Source organism: Flavobacterium sp., from assembly GCF_965262375.1.
Classification (GTDB): domain Bacteria; phylum Bacteroidota; class Bacteroidia; order Flavobacteriales; family Flavobacteriaceae; genus Flavobacterium.
Map to the genome: position 1 here is coordinate 2599360 of NZ_OZ253527.1, position 22403 is coordinate 2621762.

Annotated in this window: 19 protein-coding genes and 1 pseudogene; 13 read left to right on the plus strand and 7 right to left on the minus strand. The window is 33.9% G+C overall.

Annotated elements, in window-relative coordinates; translation table 11 throughout:
• Positions 1–63 precede the first annotated feature (63 nt).
• Positions 64–615 (minus strand): DUF4494 domain-containing protein, encoded by a 552-nt coding sequence (locus ACQY29_RS11885; protein ID WP_428225397.1) that lies wholly within the window; start codon positions 613–615, stop codon positions 64–66.
• A gap of 182 nt (positions 616–797) precedes the next feature.
• On the opposite strand from ACQY29_RS11885, the gene ACQY29_RS11890 reads away from it, so the two are divergent.
• A complete protein-coding gene (locus ACQY29_RS11890; RefSeq protein ID WP_428225398.1) occupies positions 798–1535 on the plus strand; it encodes a DUF4197 domain-containing protein in 738 nt (245 codons plus the stop codon).
• Positions 1536–1679: 144 nt separating this feature from the next.
• Here ACQY29_RS11890 and ACQY29_RS11895 read toward each other — a convergent pair whose 3' ends face one another.
• The 4 genes and pseudogenes from ACQY29_RS11895 to ACQY29_RS11910 form a co-directional block, all read right to left on the minus strand.
• Positions 1680–2456, minus strand: coding sequence for an alpha/beta fold hydrolase (locus tag ACQY29_RS11895; RefSeq protein WP_428225399.1), 777 nt, complete (start codon positions 2454–2456; stop codon positions 1680–1682).
• A gap of 10 nt (positions 2457–2466) precedes the next feature.
• Positions 2467–3303: an ABC transporter substrate-binding protein gene (locus tag ACQY29_RS11900; RefSeq protein ID WP_428225400.1), complete on the minus strand. Its 837-nt coding sequence runs from the start codon at positions 3301–3303 to the stop codon at positions 2467–2469.
• Between the two features lie 338 nt (positions 3304–3641).
• Positions 3642–4475, minus strand: a complete 834-nt coding sequence (pyrF, locus tag ACQY29_RS11905; protein WP_428225401.1) for an orotidine-5'-phosphate decarboxylase — start codon at positions 4473–4475, stop codon at positions 3642–3644.
• 75 nt (positions 4476–4550) lie between these two features.
• Positions 4551–4754: pseudogene (locus ACQY29_RS11910) on the minus strand (hypothetical protein); the annotation flags it as partial.
• Positions 4755–5464: 710 nt separating this feature from the next.
• On the opposite strand from ACQY29_RS11910, the gene ACQY29_RS11915 reads away from it, so the two are divergent.
• The 9 genes from ACQY29_RS11915 (at position 5465) to sucC (ending at position 16196) form a co-directional block, all read left to right on the plus strand.
• Positions 5465–5923 (plus strand): DUF2750 domain-containing protein, encoded by a 459-nt coding sequence (locus tag ACQY29_RS11915; protein ID WP_428225402.1) that lies wholly within the window; start codon positions 5465–5467, stop codon positions 5921–5923.
• Complete coding sequence (locus ACQY29_RS11920; RefSeq protein WP_428225403.1) at positions 5913–6254, plus strand: HopJ type III effector protein; 342 nt, start codon at positions 5913–5915, stop codon at positions 6252–6254. Before ACQY29_RS11915 ends, ACQY29_RS11920 begins: the two co-directional genes overlap by 11 nt.
• Positions 6255–6345: 91 nt before the next feature.
• On the plus strand, positions 6346–8034 hold the full coding sequence (recJ, locus tag ACQY29_RS11925; RefSeq protein WP_428225404.1) for a single-stranded-DNA-specific exonuclease RecJ: 1689 nt from the start codon (positions 6346–6348) through the stop codon (positions 8032–8034).
• Between the two features lie 226 nt (positions 8035–8260).
• Positions 8261–8956 (plus strand): ABC transporter permease, encoded by a 696-nt coding sequence (locus ACQY29_RS11930; protein WP_428225405.1) that lies wholly within the window; start codon positions 8261–8263, stop codon positions 8954–8956.
• Positions 8953–9633 carry an ATP-binding cassette domain-containing protein gene (locus ACQY29_RS11935; RefSeq protein ID WP_428225406.1) on the plus strand — a complete coding sequence of 227 codons (681 nt, stop codon included), beginning with the start codon at positions 8953–8955 and terminating at the stop codon, positions 9631–9633. Before ACQY29_RS11930 ends, ACQY29_RS11935 begins: the two co-directional genes overlap by 4 nt.
• Positions 9634–9720: 87 nt before the next feature.
• Positions 9721–10959 (plus strand): MFS transporter, encoded by a 1239-nt coding sequence (locus ACQY29_RS11940; RefSeq protein ID WP_428225407.1) that lies wholly within the window; start codon positions 9721–9723, stop codon positions 10957–10959.
• Positions 10960–11066: 107 nt separating this feature from the next.
• Entirely contained in the window at positions 11067–13898 is a 2832-nt protein-coding gene (uvrA, locus tag ACQY29_RS11945) for an excinuclease ABC subunit UvrA (protein ID WP_428225408.1), read from the plus strand.
• A gap of 68 nt (positions 13899–13966) precedes the next feature.
• A complete protein-coding gene (locus tag ACQY29_RS11950) occupies positions 13967–14689 on the plus strand; it encodes a TIGR00730 family Rossman fold protein (RefSeq protein ID WP_428225409.1) in 723 nt (240 codons plus the stop codon).
• Between the two features lie 313 nt (positions 14690–15002).
• Positions 15003–16196, plus strand: a complete 1194-nt coding sequence (sucC, locus tag ACQY29_RS11955) for an ADP-forming succinate--CoA ligase subunit beta (protein ID WP_428225410.1) — start codon at positions 15003–15005, stop codon at positions 16194–16196.
• A 274-nt stretch (positions 16197–16470) separates the two neighbouring features.
• Here sucC and ACQY29_RS11960 read toward each other — a convergent pair whose 3' ends face one another.
• Complete coding sequence (locus ACQY29_RS11960) at positions 16471–18069, minus strand: class I SAM-dependent methyltransferase (RefSeq protein WP_428225411.1); 1599 nt, start codon at positions 18067–18069, stop codon at positions 16471–16473.
• A gap of 105 nt (positions 18070–18174) precedes the next feature.
• Here ACQY29_RS11960 and ACQY29_RS11965 point away from each other — a divergent pair, with 105 nt between their 5' ends.
• A complete protein-coding gene (locus ACQY29_RS11965; protein ID WP_428225412.1) occupies positions 18175–18801 on the plus strand; it encodes a Crp/Fnr family transcriptional regulator in 627 nt (208 codons plus the stop codon).
• A 78-nt stretch (positions 18802–18879) separates the two neighbouring features.
• Here ACQY29_RS11965 and ACQY29_RS11970 read toward each other — a convergent pair whose 3' ends face one another.
• The gene (locus tag ACQY29_RS11970) at positions 18880–20211 is read right to left on the minus strand and encodes an aspartyl protease family protein (protein WP_428225413.1); all 1332 of its coding nucleotides are present in this window, start codon (positions 20209–20211) and stop codon (positions 18880–18882) included.
• 216 nt (positions 20212–20427) lie between these two features.
• Here ACQY29_RS11970 and ACQY29_RS11975 point away from each other — a divergent pair, with 216 nt between their 5' ends.
• Both ACQY29_RS11975 and folE read left to right on the plus strand, forming a co-directional pair.
• Complete coding sequence (locus ACQY29_RS11975) at positions 20428–21621, plus strand: pyridoxal phosphate-dependent aminotransferase (protein WP_428225414.1); 1194 nt, start codon at positions 20428–20430, stop codon at positions 21619–21621.
• Between the two features lie 74 nt (positions 21622–21695).
• Entirely contained in the window at positions 21696–22367 is a 672-nt protein-coding gene (gene folE, locus ACQY29_RS11980; protein WP_428225415.1) for a GTP cyclohydrolase I FolE, read from the plus strand.
• Positions 22368–22403 lie beyond the last annotated feature (36 nt).

Consider the following 22403-nt stretch of genomic DNA (forward strand, 5'->3'; position numbering starts at 1 on the left):
AAATTAACGATTTAAAAAACACATAATTCTATTGCACCGAAATCTTCATTTTTAAATAACTCTTTATTCCATTTCAGTTAAGACTTCTGGAGCAAATTCCATAGTATCTTCCGCTTCTTCAAATTTAGGTTTTGATGCTTTTAATGCATTAAACTTTTCAATTTGCTCCAAACCGTCCTCTTCCCCACTAAAATAAGGAAACACATCCATGATAGGCGATTCAGAAATAGCAGGAATGCTGTATTCCCCTAAAGTATTTCGCATAGCGGTTACGGTATTATCATAAGCTTCCTTAACATCATTAGCCTGTACTAAAAGGTAAAAACTAGTTTTGCGTTCTTTCCCGCTTTCTTCATCATAAGCCATCAACGTTACTTTCGATTTAAACCAACGGTCGGTATTTTCAAAAGGATGAATTTCAGAATAATTTGCGACTTTAATATTGGTAATTTTAAATTCCTCACTCACATAAGCCGCCATTTCTTCATTCATACGTCGCTCGGCTTCCGTGTACGACAAGGCATCAACCAAATAGGGTTCTGTCACAACTTTTTGGATTCCTGTTTCATCAATTTTTCTATATTTTACTTTGCATTCGTACCAAATAGCTCCCATAACATTTTATTTTTAAGAAAGGCAAAGGTAAATCTTAATTACTCACATTTGAATACCCACTGAAATAGATATTCACAATTTTCTTTGAGTTGGATGATGGATGTGGGGTGATGGATAAATTTCGAATACAAAGTGTAAATGGCATTATGTTTGTTTATCTTTGAGAAACAAATTCGAATCACATGAAAAAAATTTTATTATTCCTATTGTTACCTGCATTGAGTTACGGACAATTTGATGATTTATTAAAACAGGTTGAAAACAAATTAAATATCAAAATTTCTGAAGTCATCAATCCAGTTACTTTATCCCAAGAGGAAATAGGCAAAGGATTAAAAGAAGCTTTAAATAAGGGAATAGAAAAACAAGTAAGTTCGTTAACTAAACCTGATGGCTTTTATAGAAACGAAATGGTTAAAATATTACTTCCTGATGAACTTAAAACAGTGGATCAAAAATTAAGACAAGTAGGATTGAGTAAGCTAGCTGATCAAGGTTTACAAGTGATAAACCGTGCTGCCGAAGATGCTGTAAAAACCTCTACACCTATTTTTGTGGATGCCGTTAAAGGAATGACTTTTAACGATGCTAAAAATATTTTGTTAGGAAATGAAAGAAGTGCCACTACCTATCTTGAAGGTTCAACTTCCACAGCACTTTATGGAAAATTTAATCCTGTGATTAAAAATTCGTTTACAAAAGTAGGAGCTGATAAAGTTTGGAAAAACATTATTTCAAAATACAATGCTATTCCTTTTGTACAAAAAATTAATACGGATTTAACCGATTATACAACCCAAAAAGCTATGGAAGGAGTGTTTAAAATGATAGCCGTAGAAGAAAAAAATATCAGAACCAACTTAAATTCAAGAACTTCTGATTTGTTAAAAAAAGTATTTGCCTTGCAGGATCGAAAATAGTTAAAATTTTCATAATCAACAAGATAATAACATTCTCTTAACGTTAGTAAATCATTTTTTTACCGAACTTTGTAACAAGAATTCATAGAATTTTGTTTGGTTTGGTTAGTTTACGAAAATGCCGATGCTTTAGTGTCGGCATTTTTATTTTAATTGCTTTAAAAAAGCAATAGTTTGATCGTTAAAAACCCGAGCTTGTTCCACATTAACCACGTGACCACATTGCGCTATAACAAACAATTTGGCCGATTTGTAATGAGCTTCTACCACTTTACGCACAGAGGGTAAAAACATATAATCCTCCTCACCCATTATATACAAAGTAGGAATATTCAACTCCACTTGACGAAACCAACGTAAAACAGGGTTAATTTCAGCGGTTAACTTAAACCATTTGATAAATTCTTTTTGATATAACTTTTTGGCCTCATTAATAAACAACAAACGCGATTGTTTATGATTCTTTTTAGGCATAATTATAAAGGCAAAAAGGCGATACAACACCAAATAAGGCAACATATATTTAAAAAGATTACCTACACGCATCAGGATTTGGGAGCGGAAATTCATTTTCAAAATAGCCCCACCCATAACCATACTTTTCACTCGATTAGGGTGTATTTCTGCAAGTTGGCGAATCACAATAGTACCTAAGGAAATTCCAACAAAATGCGAAGATTGAATCTTTAAATGATCGATTACTTCCAATACATCTAAAGCGATAGATTTAAAAGTATATTTCTTACTAAATCCTGTTTTCTTGGAGTCACCATGACCACGCAAATCGAGGACTAACACATTAAAATGCTTTTGAAATTCTCTAATTTGTTTAAACCAAATAGAAGAACTTCCTCCAGCACCATGCACAAAAGTCACCCATTGATCCGAAGTTTTATTTTCAAAAAGCGTATAATGAATCATCTTTTATATTTTAGTGTGAATGCGAATGATGCAAATGTAATTCTCCTATTCGTAACCTTAACTTTTTAAAATAATCAAAAGCCTTAATTAATCGACTACCATACCACGAAAACATTTCACCATCTACAAAAACTGTTTTAGCATGATGCGAATACCTTCCTAATTCAAAAGCGTGATCATCCTTGAAAGGAAAAGGTTCAGAGGAAAGAAAAATTAAATCAGGGTCCCCTTGAATACGCATTTTTTGAACAATGACTTCTGGATAACGCTCTGGGTATTTTTCATTGTGCGCGTAAATATTTTCTAATTTATTTAGTTCTAACAAATGATTGATAAACGTATTGTTTCCCGCCACCATATAAGGATTTGCCCATATAAAATAAGCTACTTTTTGCATCTCAAAAGGCGCTATGAATTTCAGAAAATCTTGATGTGCAAAGTTGATTTTATCTATCCATTTTTGAGCTTCAGTACGTACATTAAACAACTTTCCGAAATCCTCAATCATCTTATTATTATCAGCAATGGTGTACATATCGGTTACCCAAACTGGACAAATTTGACATAATTCTTCGACCATTTCCAAAGTGTTTTCTTCTTTATTACAAATGATAATATCCGGTTGAAGTTCCTTTATTTTATCAATATGTACTTTTTTAGTACCTCCAACAATTTTTTTGGTAGCTTTTAAATGAAACGGATGCACACAAAATTTAGTTATCCCTACTATTTGTTCTTCCAAACCTAAATCGAAAAGTAACTCCGTCTGCGAAGGTACTAAAGAAACGATTCTTTTGGGTGATGTTTCAAAGGTATGTTGGGTTCCAAGTTGATCGGTTAAGTTCATTTGTTTCAGATTTCAGATTTAAGGTTTAAGGTTTCCAGTTTAAGGTTCTTTGAAAGATGAATCTTCCATTTCAAAAATTAAACAAATTTATTCTTTACTATTTTATTTATTGTAATAAAAAAAAAAGAAAATTATTATCGAAAATACAAAGCTCAAAAAAAGCGCTCCTGTAGGCATTATAAATTCTGGATGACCGTATTTATCACATCTTTTTGAAGGATTGATAAATTCAACTATTTCAAAAGTTATTCAAAAAACAATATAACTTAAAAAAAATGCAAAACGATACCAGCTATATAGGTTATGATTTTTTATATTTTCAACAAGATTCCAAAACTTTAAACTTCAAACTTTAAACTTGAAACTAAAATATCCTCCATTTCTTTTTGCAATTTCTGAGCTTCTTCCCTAGCCTTCTCCGCAAAATCTTCACCTTTAGAAGCATAAATAATCCCGCGAGAAGAATTAATTAACAAGCCCACTTGATCATTCATACCGTATTTACACACTTCTTGTAAGCTACCGCCTTGTGCTCCTACACCAGGAACTAACAAGAAACTATCGGGTACAATCTGACGTATTTCAGTAAAGTATTCCGCTTTAGTTGCTCCAACTACATACATCAAATTTTGACTATTTTTCCAAGATTTAGAAGTTTCAAGTACTTGTTTATACAATTCTTTTCCATCCACTTGTAAGGTTTGAAAATCGAAAGCTCCTTCATTAGAGGTTAAAGCAAGCATAATCGTGTGCTTATCCTCAAAGGCTAAGAAAGGCTCTACCGAATCCTTACCCATATACGGTGCAACAGTGACCGAATCAAATTCTAAGTCTTCAAAAAAAGCTTTAGCATACATGGAAGAGGTATTTCCTATATCACCTCTTTTAGCATCAGCTATGGTAAAAATTTCTGGAAAATTCTCATTGATATAGGCAATCGTTTTTTGCAACGAAATCCAACCTTTAATACCATAAGCTTCAAAAAAAGCAATATTAGGTTTGTAAGCCACACACAAATCGTGCGTTGCATCAATGATGGCTTTGTTAAACTCAAAAATTGGATCTTCGGTATTAAATAGATGTTCTGGTATTTTATTCAAATCAACATCTAAGCCTACGCATAAGAATGATTTTTTTTGTTGAATTTGAGCAATAAGTTGTTGTGTTGTCATGTTGTTGTTTTGAGTGTGCAAAAATAAAAAAAACCTCCCAAAAGGAGGTTTCCAATCCAATAAATTTAAAATGCCTTATTTAATCATTATTTTATGGGTTTCTTCATTTCCATTTTTGGTAATAAATCTTCCAAAACACACCCCTTTTGCAATATTTTTAGAAACAATTGTATTACTTCCGGCTAAAACTTGTGTTTCTAGTATTTTTTTACGACTAATATCAAAGAACTCTAAGTCTCCTTCTTCTTCGGCATCAAAATTCATTTCCTCCACGTTTGCTGGATTAGGAAAATTGAAAGGCTATCTTTCAGAAAGAAACCAGACATCATAAATTTTCGAAACAGCTTTCAAACACTTACCACAATTTAACAAAGCTGGATGTTTTTTATAAATATGAACAACCGTTAAGTTGAAAACATCATTTCCGATTCTTAAAATTATTTATATTTGGATCTTAAAAAAACATATAACCGTCATTCTTATAAAGTAAACGATTTATATTAAATCCTGAAAAAAAATGCATTATTGAAACATTTTTTTTTAGGACTTAGAAGAGTCAAACAAAATTTTAAAAACCAAAATTCATACTATTTTTGATAAAGTAGGACTAAAAATTTACTTTTCTAAATCCAACAAAGCTCAACTTTAAACAATTTACACTCAAAATTAAGTAGCACTACAAAACTAAAAAATCATATTGCATTTAGATTTTAAAAATGGAAACTATATTTTTTCAAGCAAAGAAATACCATCACAGAATAAATTTAGAGTTCAATAATATCAATAATGAAGTTGGCAAAGGAGTCATTCTCATGAAAACAAACACTATAAGTACTTTTTCTTATTAGAAAATAAAAAGCATCAGGAAGACTTCTTAAAAACCATGGAACTTCTAAAATCGAAAATGTCTATTAAAAAAGCTTATGATTTTAATTAGTTCTTATTATATCTTTTCCGACCTTTGTACGAAATTTCAAAAATAGAGCCCCATGAAAGACACGCAAGAAATCATCAATACCCATAAAAAATTCATACAAACTATTTGTGAAACGGAAACGGTTTTTGCGCTTCAAAACAAAGAAGAGTTTGCCATTACCTACTCGCATAACTATGAGGATGAAGAAGGTGACCCTGTTCAAATTATTTGTTTTTGGAGTGAAGAAAATTTAGCCAAAGCTTGTATCAATCACGAATGGACGGCTTACAAATTGTATGAAATTGACTTAGCTGATTTTATGGAGAACTGGTGTGTGGGTATCGATATGGATGGCTTAATGGCAGGGACTGATTTTGACGGTAACCTGAATGGGTATGAAGCCGATTCGTTAGAAATGATTTTAGAAATCATAACCACTTTAAAAAAGAAAAAGAAGGCGGTAAAACTAACCAACTACAAATCAATAGAAGAATTAGAAACGCAAGTTAAAAATGCACTTTATGGCGAATAATATTTTAGACCTACTGCACGCTAATCAACCTTTAGTATTCTCAGAAGTTATTGCTTATATAGAGGAAAACTACCACTTCACTCCTACTGCCTTCAAGAATGGAAATCAGTACAATGAAGCGGGACAAAATAGTGGTTCTTGCAAAATTTTTGCCTTTGCCCAATTACAAAACCTTTCACAAGCACAAACCTTACAACTATTTGGTAGCTATTACCAAGACGTTTTGAATACACCCGAAGCTGAAGACCATCAAAATATTCGTAATTTTATGATTTCAGGTTGGGACGGAATAGCATTTGAAGGCGAAGCACTGACAAAAAACAAAAATTAAAAGTTATACCGCAAGACCTAACAGGTTTTAAAAACCTGTTAGGTCTTAAGTTAGGTATTAAACATTCTAAACTCTAAATTCTTAATTTTCTATGCGTTGGACCTTAAAACCAAAGCCTGACTCACAAAAATTACAAGCCTTACAATCTGCCTTAGGAGTCGACAGCACCATTGCTACCTTACTACTTCAGCGCGGTATAGCTACGTATGAGCAAGCCAAGGCATTCTTTCGTCCTTCCTTAAATGATTTGCATGACCCCTGTCTCATGAAAGATATGGACAAGGCAGTGCTTCGTATTGAAACTGCCATCGCAAACCAAGAGAATATATTAGTTTTTGGCGATTATGATGTAGATGGAACTACCGCGGTTTCTTTAGTTTCTTCGTATCTAAAAAGTTATTATCCTAATGTAGCTACGTATATTCCTGACCGTTATTTAGAAGGTTATGGTGTTTCCTATCAAGGGATTGACTTTGCAGAAGATAACGATTTCACACTTATCATTGCCTTAGATTGTGGTATCAAATCGATAGACCATGTGGCGTATGCTAAAAACAAAGGCATCGATTTTGTCATTTGCGACCACCACCGCCCTGGAGACACTCTTCCTGATGCTGTGGCTGTTTTAGATCCAAAACGCGAAGATTGTACCTATCCGTATAAAGAATTATGTGGTTGTGGTGTGGGTTTTAAATTGATTCAAGCCTTAGCAAGTCACAGAAACCAAACGATACATGATTTAATCCCCTATTTAGATTTAGTCGCTACAGCCATTGGCGCTGATATAGTCCCTATTACAGGCGAAAATCGAGTGTTGGCAAAATTTGGTTTAGACGTCATCAATACCAATCCTCGTCCTGGTATTCAGGCATTGATTCAAAATGTAAAAAAACAAACCTTAACCATAACCGATGTCGTTTTTATCATCGCTCCACGTATTAATGCCGCTGGACGCATCAAACACGGAAATTATGCAGTAGCCTTACTCACAGAATTTGATTTATTACAAGCCGCACAATGTGCCTTAGATATAGAAGCCTTTAATGCCGACCGAAAAGATTTGGATAAGCAAATTACGAAGGAAGCCTTACTACAAATTTCAGAAAATCAAGAAACCGAACGTTTTTCTACCGTGGTTTATCAAGAAAATTGGCACAAAGGAGTCATAGGAATTGTAGCTTCACGCTTGGTAGAAAATTACTATCGACCGACTATAGTATTTACCAAAAGTGGAGAAAAACTTGCCGCTTCAGCGCGTTCCGTTAAAGATTTTGATATTTACAATGCGCTCGAAGCCTGTTCGCAACATTTAGAACAATTTGGTGGACACATGTACGCCGCTGGAATGACCTTAAAAGAGGAAAATTATTTAGCATTTAAACAAGCTTTTGAAGAAGAAGTTGAAAAAACAATTCATCCTGACTTGCTTACTCCTGAAATAGCGGTGGATGCCGAAATCAAGTTATCAGACATTAATGATAAGATGATGCGCATTATCAAGCAATTTGAACCTTTTGGTCCAGAAAATATGACGCCTATTTTTTTAGCCACTGAGTTGTATGATACAGGTTACGGCAAAGCCATTGGTCAAGATGAGGAACATTTGCGTCTGTTTGTCAAACAAGGAAAAAGCGAAGGTTATGGCGCTATCGGTTTTGGTTTAGCCAGAAAAAAGGAACTCACCGAACATAAAAACCGTTTTGATGCTACTTTTTCTATCGAGGAAAACGAATGGAATGGGAATGTAAGTTTGCAATTGCGTTTAAGGGATATTCGATAAGATGTTGACGGACTATTTCAAGCTACAAGGTAAACTCTTAAATAGAAAGCTGGTTGATTTTGGTATTTCACAAATCCTGGGCTATCCACTAGTTATTCTTGGTTTCTACTTATGTTCGCAATATATTGTTGAAAAACTCGAACACTATACGTTTATCTATTTGCTATTTCCAATTCTTTTAGTTTTAAAATTATCGGATGTTAATAGAAATAACTTTTTAAAACAAATGTATTTCAACAGCACTTTTTATGGGATTCGCTGTTTAGAAAACATTGCTATTGGCTTACCTTTTTTTCTATTTTTAATCACAAAAGAAAAATATGTTGAGAGTGTTTTCGCATTAGTAATTCCTGCACTGTTAACCTTCATCAATCTGAATTATAAAACGTCTTGGGTGATTCCTACTCCATTTTCAAAACAACCTTTTGAATTTATGGTAGGATTTCGAAAAAGTTTCCCACTACTCCTACTCCTTTTTTCACTAGGGTTTATTGCCCTAAAAGTAAACAATTTGAATTTAGGTATAGCAACAATTGTTTTTATACAATTAATAAGCGGTTCTTTTTATACCAAAGTCGAAAATCCCTATTTTGTTTGGATACATGAAGCCACTCCCAAGAATTTCCTGATTGCTAAATTAAAAAAAGGGATCAAAAACCAATTTCTTCTCACCTTACCTAATTTACTATTAATAAGTTGCTATTTTTATCAAAATCTCGATGAAATAGCTTTATTTTATGCCATAGGTTCATTATTTTTTGTGACAAATATTTTAATGAAATATGCTTCTTTTCCTAATGAAATCGGATTACCCCAAATCATTTTATTAGGAATTAGCTTGTACATGCCTCCCTTATTGTTCCTATTTATACCTTATTTTTATAAAGAAGCTATTCTAAAACTTAAAATTTATTTGCAATGATTCAAATAGAGGCATTACATAAAATCTACGGAACCAAAAAAGTGCTGAATGGCATTTCCATTCAATTTGAACAAGGAAAAGTTTACGGGATAGTTGGTGAAAATGGTGCTGGAAAAACTACTTTATTTAAATGTATCTGTGGTTTAGAAAAATACCAAGGTAGTATAACGGCAACCGAGAATAGTCTTAAAAATCATATTGGTTATTTACCCACAGAAATGTATTTTTTTGAAAAAATCACAGGACGTGAATACATTCAATTACTTTCTAATGCCAGAAATAGAATAATCCAATCCATTGAGGATAAAAATATTTTTAATCTTCCTTTAGACCAATATGTCTCAGATTATTCTACAGGAATGAAGAAAAAGTTAGCTTTGACCGCCATACTTTTACAAGAAAACCAATATTATATACTCGATGAACCTTTTAATGGAGTAGACATTCAAAGCAATTTGATTATAACTGAAATTATTTTAGAACTAAAGCGTTTGGGGAAAACGGTCCTTATTTCTTCACATATTTTTGCTACACTCAAAGAAACTTGCGATTTAATTTTCAGATTACAAGAAGGTAAAATTACACAAACCGTTGCTCAAAATGATTTTGATAAACTTGAAAAAGAATTGAAACAATTGAGCATAGGAAATATGATTGAACGTTTGGATTTAAAATAGATTTTAATGATATACAAATAAGTATAATTCAAAACAGACGCCTAGTAACTACTAGAAACTTTCTTACATTTGTATAAAACAAAACAAATGAAACCTTCTCCCTATTCCTCCTTAAAAATCAAAGAATTTCGTTGGTTCCTCGCCATGCGTCTAGCCGTAGTTTTAGCCTGGTCCATGCAGTTTGTACTGGTTGAATGGGAAGTGTACCGACTAACCAAAGACCCGTGGTCGTTAGGATTAATAGGTTTGATGGAAGTAATTCCTGCCATTGGTCTTGCTTTATTTGCGGGGCATATAGTTGACCAAAACGAAAAACGAAAAATCCTGATTCTTTGTTATTCCGCCATGACTTTCATTTGCTTGGCGCTAACAGCACTCACCCATCCTGATATTGCACAAAATTTCACTACGCAAGGTATATTGTACGGTATTTACACCTTAGTATTTTTAGGTGGAATGGCACGAGCTTTTATCATTCCATCGGTGTTTAGTTTACTGGGTTTAATTGTTCCCAATTCCGAAAAGCCTAATGCTGCGGCATGGAGCAGTTCCACTTGGCAAATATCGGCAACCGTAGGTCCTGCTCTCGCTGGTTTTATGATTGGTTGGATAGGCGTATACGGCGCTATGTGGGTGGTAGTCCTTTTTGTCGTTTTGGGCATAAGTGCGTTATTTCAACTAAGTGTAAAACACATTGCAAATCAAAAAAAATCAGAATCCATTTTTGACAGTTTAAAAGAAGGTTTACATTTTGTTTTCCAAAACAAAACCATCCTCAATGCCATATCCTTGGACATGTTTGCGGTACTTTTTGGAGGAGCAGTTGCTTTAATACCAGTCTTTGCACAAGATATTCTCAAAGTAGGTTCCGAAGGCTTCGGAATTTTACGAGCTGCTCCAGCTGTAGGTGGTTTAATCACCATGCTGGTTGCCACCCACTTTGATTTGAACCATCGTGCAGGAAAAAAATTACTATGGGCGGTATTTGGCTTTGGAATTTGCATCATCGTTTTCGGCATATCCACCCATTTTTGGATATCCGTACTAGCTTTATTCCTTAGTGGCGTGACCGATGGTATTTCGGTTGTTATTCGCTCTACCATTTTACAATTGTACACTCCTGATACTATGCGCGGACGTGTTTCATCTGTTAACTCTATTTTTGTGGGTTCTTCTAATGAATTGGGAGCTTTTGAAAGTGGTCTTACCTCACGACTTATGGGTACCGTTAATGCTGTAGTGTTTGGTGGGATTATGACGTTAGTAGTGGTGGGAAGTACGGCGGTCATTTCGCCAAAGTTTAGAGAACTGGATATTAAAAAATAGTAATTAGTCAAGAGTAACAAGTTAAAATCAAAACTATTTACTTTTCACTCTTTACTTATCACTAAATTTATCCCAAAAAAAGTACCTTTGTGTTTTGCTCATATTTTATGCAACATACAGAAGAAACAATTGAAATTATAGGTGCTCGCGCTCATAATCTTAAAAATATAGATGTTACCATTCCGCGTGAAAAGCTTGTGGTAATTACAGGCTTATCAGGTTCTGGTAAATCATCCTTAGCTTTCGATACCATTTATGCCGAGGGACAACGCCGGTATATAGAAACTTTTTCAGCTTATGCCCGTCAGTTTTTAGGTGGCTTAGAACGTCCTGATGTGGATAAAATTGATGGTCTTTCTCCAGTAATTGCTATCGAGCAGAAAACCACAAGCAAAAGTCCACGTTCCACCGTGGGGACTATCACTGAAATTTACGATTTCCTGCGTTTATTATTTGCCCGAGCTGGTGAAGCCTATAGTTACAATACAGGCGAAAAAATGGTTTCGTATGCCGATGAACAAATCAAAGACTTAATTTCTGAAAATTTCAAAGGCAAACGCATCAACATCTTAGCGCCTATCATCCGTGCGCGTAAAGGACATTATGCCGAACTTTTTCAGCAAATTGCCAAGCAAGGCTTTTTAAAAGTTAGAGTGAATGGTGAAGTAAAAGACATCGTTGCGGGTATGAAACTTGACCGCTACAAAACCCATGATATTGAAATTGTCATTGACCGTTTAGCCATAGATGATAGTGCGGACAATGAAAAACGTTTGAACGAAAGTATCAAAACGGCTATGTATCATGGTGAAAATGTTTTGATGATTTTAGACCAAGATTCTGGTGAAATTCGTTATTTCAGCCGTAACTTGATGTGTCCTTCTACAGGCATTTCCTATCAAAACCCTGAACCCAATTTATTTTCTTTCAATTCTCCTAAAGGAGCCTGCGAAAATTGTAATGGTTTAGGAACAGTACATGAAATTAATTTACAAAAAATCATTACAGACCCAAAACAATCTATCAAAAGTGGAGGAATTACAGCTATAGGCGAATATAAATCGACTTGGATTTTCAAACAATTAGAAACTATAGGCGAAAAATTTGGATTTAAATTGACCGACCCGATTGAGAAAATCAGTCCCGAAGGAATGCAAATGATTTTGAACGGTGGAAATGAAAAATTTTCTATAGCATCTAAAACCGCTGGCGTAACTAAAGAATATAAAATCGAATTTGAAGGAATTGCCAACTTTATCAAGTCACAACACGATGAATCTGAATCCACTTCTATCAAGCGCTGGGCAAAAGATTTTATGGATGAGGTTGACTGCCCTGATTGCCATGGTTCACGTTTGAAAAAAGAAGCGCAATACTTCAAAATTCTAGATAAAAATATACAAGAACTATCCACTATGGATATTTCTGATTTAAGTGCGTGGTTTAATGCTTTAGAATCGCAATTGACCGAAAAACAAAAAGTCATTGCTACGGAAGTGGTCAAAGAAATCAAAGCCCGTTTACAATTTTTAGTCGATGTGGGATTGAACTATTTAAACTTGGCACGAAACTCTAAATCGCTTTCGGGGGGCGAGGCACAACGCATTCGTTTAGCCACACAAATAGGTTCGCAATTAGTGGGTGTCCTGTATATTTTAGACGAACCGAGCATTGGGTTACATCAAAGAGATAATGAAAAATTAATCCATTCGTTAGAACAATTACGTGACATTGGGAACTCGGTAATCGTGGTAGAACATGACAAAGACATGATAGAACGTGCCGACCATGTCATTGACATTGGTCCTAAAGCAGGGCGATATGGCGGTCAAATCATCAGTCAGGGTACTCCTAAAGCTTTACTTCAAGAAAACACCATAACCGCACAATTTATGAGTGGTAAAATGGCAATTGAAGTTCCTAAAGAGCGAAGAAAGGGCAATGGAAAATCGATAAAACTAAAAGGAGCCACAGGAAACAATCTAAAAAATGTTTCGGTTGAATTTCCTTTAGGCAAGCTAATCGTGGTTACGGGGGTTTCTGGTTCCGGAAAATCAACTCTAATCAATGAAACGCTCTACCCTATTTTGAACCATCATTTTTTCAATGCGGTAAAAAAACCTGCCCCATACAAAAAAATTGAAGGCTTGGAACATATTGATAAAGTGATTGATATTGACCAAAGTCCGATAGGAAGAACACCTCGTTCAAATCCAGCCACCTATACCGAAGTGTTCTCTGAAATTCGAAGTTTGTTTACCCAAACCCCCGAAGCGCAAATCAGAGGATATAAACCTGGACGCTTTAGTTTTAATGTATCAGGAGGACGCTGTGAAACTTGTGAAGGCAGTGGTGTACGTACCATTGAAATGGCTTTTTTACCCGATGTTTATGTAGAATGTGAAACCTGCCAGGGAAAACGTTTTAATCGCGAAACATTGGAAATTCGTTATAAAGGCAAATCGATTTCGGATGTATTAAACATGACGGTGGATGAAGCAGTTCCGTTTTTTGAAAATATTCCAAAAATTTACCGCAAAATCAAAACCATACAAGACGTAGGTTTAGGATATATTACGCTTGGGCAACAGAGTACCACGCTATCTGGTGGTGAGGCGCAACGTATCAAATTAGCCACCGAACTTTCTAAAAAAGATACAGGAAACACCTTCTATATCATGGATGAACCTACCACTGGACTCCATTTTGAAGACATCCGTGTATTGATGGATGTCATTAATCGATTGGTTGAAAAAGGTAATTCTGTACTTATTATCGAACATAATATGGATGTTATTAAACTAGCCGATTATATCATTGACGTGGGTTATGAAGGTGGTAAAGGCGGTGGACAAATCATTGCCGAAGGTACTCCTGAAGAAATTATAAAAAATAAAAAGAGTTATACCGCTCAGTTTTTGAAAAAAGAATTATCTTAGTCGGCTTTTCTTTTAAAATTACTTGTAAAAGCCTTTAAAAATTTACTAAGAACAATAAATTAAATAGAATGAAAGAAGAATTTTCAAATGAAGATGAAAGAATCCAAGAAAAACTAAAACACAAAACTTGGAATGAGATTAGATCAAACGATTCTTGGGCAATTTTCAAAATCATGTCAGAATTTGTAAATGGTTATGAAACTATGGCTCGAATAGGTCCGTGTGTATCTATTTTTGGATCTGCACGTACCAAACCAGAAGACAAATATTACCAATTAGCCGAAAGGATTGCCTACAAAATTACCAAAGCAGGTTACGGAGTTATCACTGGTGGTGGCCCCGGTATCATGGAGGCAGGTAACAAAGGAGCGCATCGTGGCGAAGGTATCTCTGTAGGTTTAAACATTGAATTACCTTTTGAACAGCATTTCAACCCGTATATCGACAAGGATAAAAACTTAAATTTTGATTATTTCTTTGTTCGAAAAGTTATGTTTGTCAAATACTCGCAAGGATTCGTAGTAATGCCTGGCGGTTTTGGAACATTAGATGAATTGTTTGAAGCGATTACTTTAATCCAAACCAAAAAAATTGAAAAATTCCCTATCATTTTGGTTGGTTCTGAGTTCTGGAAAGGCTTAATTGATTGGGTTAAAACAATAATGATTGACCAAGAGAAAACAGTAAGTCCAGGTGATATGGACTTAATAAAAATTGTGGACAACGAAGATGAGGTGGTAGAAGTGTTAGATAATTTCTACAAAAAATACAATTTATCACCTAATTTCTAATAAAAAAACTTATTCCCCTTACACTACTGTTAGGGGAATTTTTATTTTATAAAAAAAACTTTAATACTACTATGATTATTTTACCTGTGACTTTAGAACAAAACTTATTTCAATAAAAAACAGTAAAGCTTCTATTTACATTTATTACCAAAAAATAGCATACCCTTACATTAAGAAGCTTTATTGATTTTTATCAACTACGAATAAGTAAAATAAAATAGCTTTTTTGAAATAAAAAATTAAAACAGAGAGCAAATAATCTTTTAGAATTTATTATTTTTGTGGCACTTTATAAAAAGTCAAAAATCTAATTATGAATTTACACGAATATCAAGGAAAACAGATATTAGCAAGCTACGGTGTGCGTGTTCAACGTGGTTATGTAGCAAATAATGCTGAAGAAGCGGTTGCAAAAGCTAAACAACTTACTGATGAAACAGGAACAGGTTGGCACGTAATTAAGGCTCAAATTCACGCAGGTGGTCGTGGAAAAGGAGGAGGCGTTAAGTTAGCTAAAAATTTAGATCAAGTAAGAGAAATTGCTGATCAAATTATTGGGATGGACTTAATTACACCTCAAACACCTCCAACAGGAAAAAGAGTACACAAAGTATTAGTTGCTGAAGATGTATACTATCCTGGAGAAAGTGAAACAAAAGAATTCTACATGTCTGTATTATTAAACAGAGCTACAGGTCGTAACATGATCATGTATTCTACTGAAGGTGGTATGGATATTGAAGAAGTTGCTGAGCATACTCCAGATAAAATCTTTACTGAAGAAATTGATCCAGCTGTAGGTTTACAAGGTTTCCAAGCTAGAAAAATTGCTTTCAACTTAGGTTTGTCAGGGGAAGCTTTAAAAGAAATGGTAAAATTCGTAGATGCTTTATACAAAGCATATATGGGTTCTGACTCTTCTATGTTTGAAATCAATCCTGTATTAAAAACATCTGACAATAAAATTTTAGCTGTAGATGCTAAAGTATCTTTAGATGACAATGCTTTATACCGTCATGCTGATTTAGCTGAAATGCGCGATATTACAGAAGAGCGTCCAATTGAAGTAGAAGCTAAAGAAGCTGGATTAAACTACGTAGATTTAGATGGTACTGTAGGTTGTATGGTTAACGGTGCTGGTCTTGCAATGGCTACTATGGACTTAATCAAATATGCTGGTTTCGAGCCTGCAAACTTCCTTGACGTAGGAGGTACTGCTGATGCTAAACGTGTTGAAACTGCATTCCGTATCATTTTAAAAGATCCAAATGTAAAAGCTATCTTAATCAATATTTTTGGTGGTATCGTTCGTTGTGACCGTGTTGCTCAAGGTGTAGTTGATGCTTACAAAAATATGGGTGACGATATTAAAGTACCTATCATCGTTCGTTTACAAGGAACAAACGCAGAAATTGCAAAAGAATTAATTGATGGTTCTGGTATGCCTATCTTATCTGCGGTTCAATTCCAAGAAGCTGCTGATCAAGTTAAAGCTGCTTTATCATAAGTATATAGAAAACTTTTTTAAAAAGCTCTTGATTATTAATCAGGAGCTTTTTTTTTGAGGAGTCACAACTTTTACATAAAAAACATACTGAATTAAAAAGTCAAACCATAAAGCATAGAAACTCTTAGCACGTTTTTAGGGATAAAAAAATTAAACACTTACAAAAGGTGTTTAAATCCTGTTATAAGCGTTTAATCATTCTTCAGAAAGCAAAAATAAACAAGTTTTTTTACCTCCTTTATTAGCACAAACTCACATTTATTTCAACTACCAACTACCCTTTCAATAAATGTATACTAACTGTAGCATAGTCTGTATTAGGAAAACGTTGAAAAAATCGTGGATCGGACTGCAGACCGACTTTTGCTGCCACTTTCTTAAATTCATCAATTTCTAAAATATACTGATCTGAAAGACCATGAGTAACATCATAAGCAGTAGCCGGAGTTTTCCCTAAATTCTTAGCAACTATTGACGAATTAACGGTATGCAACTCAATTAATAACAACCCAAATTTATGCACATAAGGAGCCCATTTTTCTAAATGTTCATACAAATTAGCTTCAACAGCATTGTTCGATAACAATTCACCTCGATAAGCAAAAGCTCCCGTGGAAGTACTTACTATTTCATAATCCGATTTTGGTTGACTCCAAATACGATTATGATCTAAAAAAGTGCGAACATTCAACAAATCTTTTAAATCTATATTGTAATTTTCATCTAAATCATGTGCCAGCAAATCCGGATTACCTATATCCCCCCAAATAACTTTAGCCCATATATCAGCTTTAATTAAATTAGCGCGTGTAACTTTTAAAGCTACTTGATTATAATCGGCACCCACTAAAAACAAAGGGTGTTCTTCTAACAACTTACCTCTTAACGTTTGTCTTTCAATTACATTAAAAATATGTTGCAAAAAAGCACCATTACCACACCCCATATCAAGTATTCCTTTCGGTTGTTCTGATATAGGTCTGTTAAACAAATCAATAATAATTTCATCGATAACTTTAAAATACGTGCTGTGCGCACCTCCACTACCCCAAACATTCATTTCACGATTTACGTGAATTTCAGTTTCATTGATTGCGATATCGCGTAACGTATTTGGGTTACCAAAAAGTAACATGTCTATGTTTTTCAGCATTGGCAAATAAGAAACCGTTACTCCATAGGCCGAAGCTCTTTTAGCAAAAAACAAACCCGCTTCAGTAAACTGAAATTTCCCTTTTCGTTCAGTAAACCATCCTAAATTTGTAAAAAAATCAAGCATGACACTAAAAGCCTCAGGTTCGCGGTGAAATTCATCCGCACTAAAAGAAGATTCCATAAAATATTTATGAAACATACCTGTCATACCTAAATTCACAATCAAAGAACCTACCAATATCCCTTCAATATGCTTAAGAATTTGATAATGAATACCATCCGCTACTGTAACAACTTCTTTTAGATTACTTTTTAATTTCTTAAACTTCTCAAATAAGGGAGCTAAAATTGAAATGGAGTGACTTGTAATTAAATTCGCCGTAAAAACATCCGTAAGAAATAATGCTTTAGCCACATCTTCATATAAGTCAAATAAGGAAAAAGCAATTTCAGTAGTTGAATTAGTAGTAATTTTGATTTTATTATTTTTATTATCAACAACATAATCAATAAAACCTTGAGATGCTAAAGCTTTCATAGCTACATTCAAATAACCTGAATTTGCTTTAAAATAAGTAGCTAGTGCATCTAACTCAATTTCCTTTTTTTCAATTAAATACGATGTGATTTTTTTTTCTTGCAATTTAGCTGCAATAGGTACCAAGACGATACCATCCAAATGTCTAAAAATAGATTCTCTTAATTCTGTGGTGTTCATTATTAGTTTATTGTTTTGTAAAGCCAAATTAATACATTTTTAACGAACCTGAGCTAGCAAAATCAGTTATTTGTACACTATATTTGCAAACTACTTATTATTAACATGAAAGAATTAATTAAATCTCATTTCCCAAATTTCCATCATCAATTAGTAGATGAAATTCAGCAAAATGCTTCCATACAAACTGTAGCCGCAGGAGAAGTTATTATGCGATCAGGACAATATATAAAACAGACCGTACTGGTTGTAAAAGGAAAAATAAAAATTTACCGAGAAGATGAAGATGGAAATGAATTTTTCATGTATTACCTACAACCTGGACAAGCTTGTGCTATTTCCATGATCTGTGCCACGAAACAAGAAACGAGTGCTTTGATGGCAAAAGTGGTTGAAGATGCTGAACTGATCATGATCCCTTTAACTCAAATGGAAAAATGGATGAGTCAACATCGCTCTTGGTATGAATTTGTTATTGAAACCTACCGAAGTCGATTTGAAGAAGTGTTAGTGGTCATAGACAGCATAGCTTTTAAAGCTATGGATGAACGTTTAGTTTTTTATTTAAAACGCCATCGCGATGCTTGTGGCTGCAATGATGTAAAACTTTCGCATCAAGAAATAGCAAGTGAACTCAATACTTCTAGAGAAGTTATTTCTAGATTGTTAAAAAAACTTGAACAAAGCGGCAAAGTAAAACTACACCGAAGCCATATTGAGCTAAATTTTTAAGATGTTATTGAGTTATTCGAAAACTAACATAAAGTACAATTTTCGAATAACTTTTTTTGAGTAGCACACTACAAATGTTTACAATATTTTTTCTAATTGAATTTTAGTTTTATTTAACTTTCCTGCACGTTCATATTCCACTTGTAGAATTCTACCTTCTTCAGATTGAAATATTTCGATGATTTCATTTAATTTAAATTTATAAGTAGGTTGCCCATTTATTTTTTTTATCAAATCACCTTTCATAATCCCTGATTTGTCTGCTGGGGAATTTTTACGAACATTAACCACCTCAAATATAGGCTTTAACATAAACTTATATTGAATAGAGGTTGAACTATCAAAATTAATCGCTATACCTCCCTTATTATCATCTCTATGAGGCAAATTAGCTAAATAAACCGATTCTTGTATCACCTCTTTCCCATTATGTTGGATTTCCATTCCACTCATATTATAATTGAAGGGCAAATCAAAATCACTATTTTTCTTGACATACATTTTTTGATTCAAATAATCATAAATTACATCAAAGCGACGCAAAATTCCCGATCCTATAGAACCATTTCTTCCCTCAACCATTTCAACACTTTGCAATGAAACCGCACTTGGAAAGGACACTGTTGGTGTAGGGATAGCAATATCTACTAATTTTAAATCACTAATTCGACTACGCTTGCCAAAAATATCACCGCTGAAACCACGCCCAAGAAAATCCTCATAAAACAAGCTAGGACATTGTATATTAGAATCATTTTCAAACAACCATACCGCATCACTCCCGCCCGTATCAACCAGCATTTTGACAGTAGATTCAACCCCACCAATAGTTGCTTTTAAATCAACATAGGGTTTTGAAAGCTCTATAGACATTGGCAATACACTATATTTTTTCAACTTACTTCTTGTTACCACTCCTAAATCTTTATAGACATAAATTTTATGCGAAGTAGGATGTATTGCTATTGGATGATTTTTAAAAAAATAATACCCTATTATTCCGTGTATAGGCACCCCTAATTGTGCCGAAAAATTAATTTCTTGATCTAAAACTATATACACTTCATGTTCCAAATCCTGAAACCCATTAATATCAACTTTATTATGTGTCGACTTGTAAGCATCTATGGCATCACCACTTCCTAAGCCTTTAATTTTAATTTTTTCGATATTTTTAAAATCAATTTTCTCCGTGTCTTCTAAACTAAATAAAATAGTATTTTGAACCCCCGTATCTAAAATAAAATTCAGCGGAGTATTATTCAACATCACTTTAACAACTAATAAATTATTACTCGATTCAAAAGGGATTTTAATTTTCTTTCGATTTTCATTGAGATGAAATCCTTCTTGACAATTCCCTGTAACAGCCAAAAAAGAAAAAAATAGTATGAATAAAATTCGGAGCATACGGATATTTTTTAGGTAATATATAAATTTACAAATTATAATCGTAAGATTTTCTTTATAAAAAGTTAATATTATACGAAATTCCATCTAAAACAAATAGTAATACATTCAAACTTATTTCCTTTAACATCTAACAATCAAAAAAGCAATTCAAAAAATATCTTTTTATAAATAAATATTGCAAATTTGCACTACCAAATTAATTTTTAAAGAGTCATGCCAAAAATTTCAAATAAAGGGCTTCTAATGCCAGAATCCCCTATCAGAAAGTTAGTTCCTTATGCAGAAACCGCTAAGAAAAAAGGACACAAAGTATATCACTTAAATATTGGTCAACCTGACATTAAAACGCCTGAAGTAGCTTTAGAAGCTATTAAAAATGCTGACATCAAGGTTTTAGAATACAGTCATTCGGCGGGTTTTGATAGCTATAGAGCCAAATTAGCAACAAGCTACCAAAATATTGGTTTACCTATTAACAAAGAAGATATTATTGTAACTACTGGAGGTTCTGAAGCTTTATTATTTGCTTTGGGAAGTACGATGGATGCTGGTGACGAAATCATTATCCCAGAACCTTTTTATGCAAACTACAACGGTTTTGCCACTGCCTCTGGAGTAAAAGTAGTACCGGTAATGTCTGGAATTGAAACAGGTTTTGCCTTACCTCCTATTGCTGATTTTGAAAAATTAATTACGGCAAATACGAAAGCTATCTTAATTTGTAATCCTGGGAATCCAACAGGGTATTTATATTCACAAGACGAAATCAATCAATTAGCTGATTTAGTTAAAAAACACGATTTATTCTTAATTGCTGACGAAGTATACAGAGAATTCGTGTATGATGAAGGAGCAAAACACTATTCCGTAATGAATGTTCCAGGCATCGAAGAACATGCCATTATGATTGATTCAGTTTCTAAACGTTACAGCATGTGTGGTGCTCGTATTGGATGTATCGTTTCTAAAAACAAAGCGGTTATGGAAACAGCCATGAAGTTTGCACAAGCGCGTTTATCACCGCCAACCTACGAACAAATTGCCAGCGAAGCAGCATTAGATACACCACAAAGTTATTTTGACGAAGTGATTGAAGAGTACAAAGACCGTCGTGATACTTTAATTGCTGAAATGAACAAAATCCCTGGAGTTAAAATTGCAACCCCTAAAGGAGCTTTCTATTGTATTGCTCAATTACCGGTAAAAGATGCTGATGATTTTGCACAATGGTTATTAGAATCGTATGATTTAAACGGTGAAACCGTTATGGTTGCACCAGCAGCAGGATTCTACTCAACCCCTGGAGTTGGCTTAAACGAAGTGCGTATTGCTTATGTATTGAAAAAAGAAGATATTATAAAATCGGCACAAATTTTAGGAGAAGCCTTAAAAGAGTACAATAATTAAGATTTATTAAACATTTTTCTTTTTAGTAATTCACTATATTTGCGGTTCGAAAAATTGCAATAAATAATTTATTAATGGCGAATAACGAAGATTTTCACGACGAATTAGGATGTAGTCATATAGCAACATCAGCTACTAATCCTTTACGTCCAGACGCATTTGATAAAACAGATGAAGAAAAAATTGCTTTAATCCGTAAGGATGTAGAAAGCATTTTAAATACCTTAGGTATGGACTTAACAGACGATAGTTTAAGCGGTACACCTAATCGTGTGGCTAAAATGTTTGTTAAAGAAATTTTTGGAGGATTAAACCCTAGCAGAAAACCAAGTTCATCTACCTTCCAAAATCACTATAAGTACAATGAAATGCTTGTAGAAAAAAACATAGTGGTTTATTCTACTTGCGAGCATCATTTATTACCAATCATTGGTCGTGCACATGTGGGGTATATTTCAAATGGAACAGTTATCGGTTTATCAAAAATGAACCGTTTAGTAGAACATTATGCAAAACGTCCGCAAGTACAGGAGCGTTTAACTATGCAAATTGTACAAGAATTGCAACGCGTATTAGGTACTGAAGATGTAGCTTGTGTTATAGATGCTAAACATTTGTGTGTAAATTCACGCGGTATCAAAGACATTGAAAGTAGCACGGTTACTGCTGAATTTGGTGGTAAATTCAAAAACGAAGCGACACGTAAAGAATTCTTAGATTATATCAAATTAGAAACAAAATTCTAATTTCATAATTTCGTTTATCAGTTTAAGGGTTTATAC

Coding starts and splice junctions, on each gene's coding strand:
- ACQY29_RS11950 (WP_428225409.1), top strand. CDS start 13,967: ATGAAAGAAGAATTTTCAAATGAAGATGAAAGAATCCAAGAAAAACTA.
- ACQY29_RS11975 (WP_428225414.1), top strand. CDS start 20,428: ATGCCAAAAATTTCAAATAAAGGGCTTCTAATGCCAGAATCCCCTATC.
- ACQY29_RS11930 (WP_428225405.1), top strand. CDS start 8,261: ATGTATTTCAACAGCACTTTTTATGGGATTCGCTGTTTAGAAAACATT.
- ACQY29_RS11915 (WP_428225402.1), top strand. CDS start 5,465: ATGAAAGACACGCAAGAAATCATCAATACCCATAAAAAATTCATACAA.
- ACQY29_RS11935 (WP_428225406.1), top strand. CDS start 8,953: ATGATTCAAATAGAGGCATTACATAAAATCTACGGAACCAAAAAAGTG.
- ACQY29_RS11960 (WP_428225411.1), bottom strand. CDS start 18,069: ATGAACACCACAGAATTAAGAGAATCTATTTTTAGACATTTGGATGGT.
- sucC (WP_428225410.1), top strand. CDS start 15,003: ATGAATTTACACGAATATCAAGGAAAACAGATATTAGCAAGCTACGGT.
- folE (WP_428225415.1), top strand. CDS start 21,696: ATGGCGAATAACGAAGATTTTCACGACGAATTAGGATGTAGTCATATA.
- ACQY29_RS11895 (WP_428225399.1), bottom strand. CDS start 2,456: ATGATTCATTATACGCTTTTTGAAAATAAAACTTCGGATCAATGGGTG.
- ACQY29_RS11885 (WP_428225397.1), bottom strand. CDS start 615: ATGGGAGCTATTTGGTACGAATGCAAAGTAAAATATAGAAAAATTGAT.
- pyrF (WP_428225401.1), bottom strand. CDS start 4,475: ATGACAACACAACAACTTATTGCTCAAATTCAACAAAAAAAATCATTC.
- recJ (WP_428225404.1), top strand. CDS start 6,346: ATGCGTTGGACCTTAAAACCAAAGCCTGACTCACAAAAATTACAAGCC.
- ACQY29_RS11940 (WP_428225407.1), top strand. CDS start 9,721: ATGAAACCTTCTCCCTATTCCTCCTTAAAAATCAAAGAATTTCGTTGG.
- ACQY29_RS11900 (WP_428225400.1), bottom strand. CDS start 3,303: ATGAACTTAACCGATCAACTTGGAACCCAACATACCTTTGAAACATCA.
- ACQY29_RS11920 (WP_428225403.1), top strand. CDS start 5,913: ATGGCGAATAATATTTTAGACCTACTGCACGCTAATCAACCTTTAGTA.
- uvrA (WP_428225408.1), top strand. CDS start 11,067: ATGCAACATACAGAAGAAACAATTGAAATTATAGGTGCTCGCGCTCAT.
- ACQY29_RS11970 (WP_428225413.1), bottom strand. CDS start 20,211: ATGCTCCGAATTTTATTCATACTATTTTTTTCTTTTTTGGCTGTTACA.
- ACQY29_RS11965 (WP_428225412.1), top strand. CDS start 18,175: ATGAAAGAATTAATTAAATCTCATTTCCCAAATTTCCATCATCAATTA.
- ACQY29_RS11890 (WP_428225398.1), top strand. CDS start 798: ATGAAAAAAATTTTATTATTCCTATTGTTACCTGCATTGAGTTACGGA.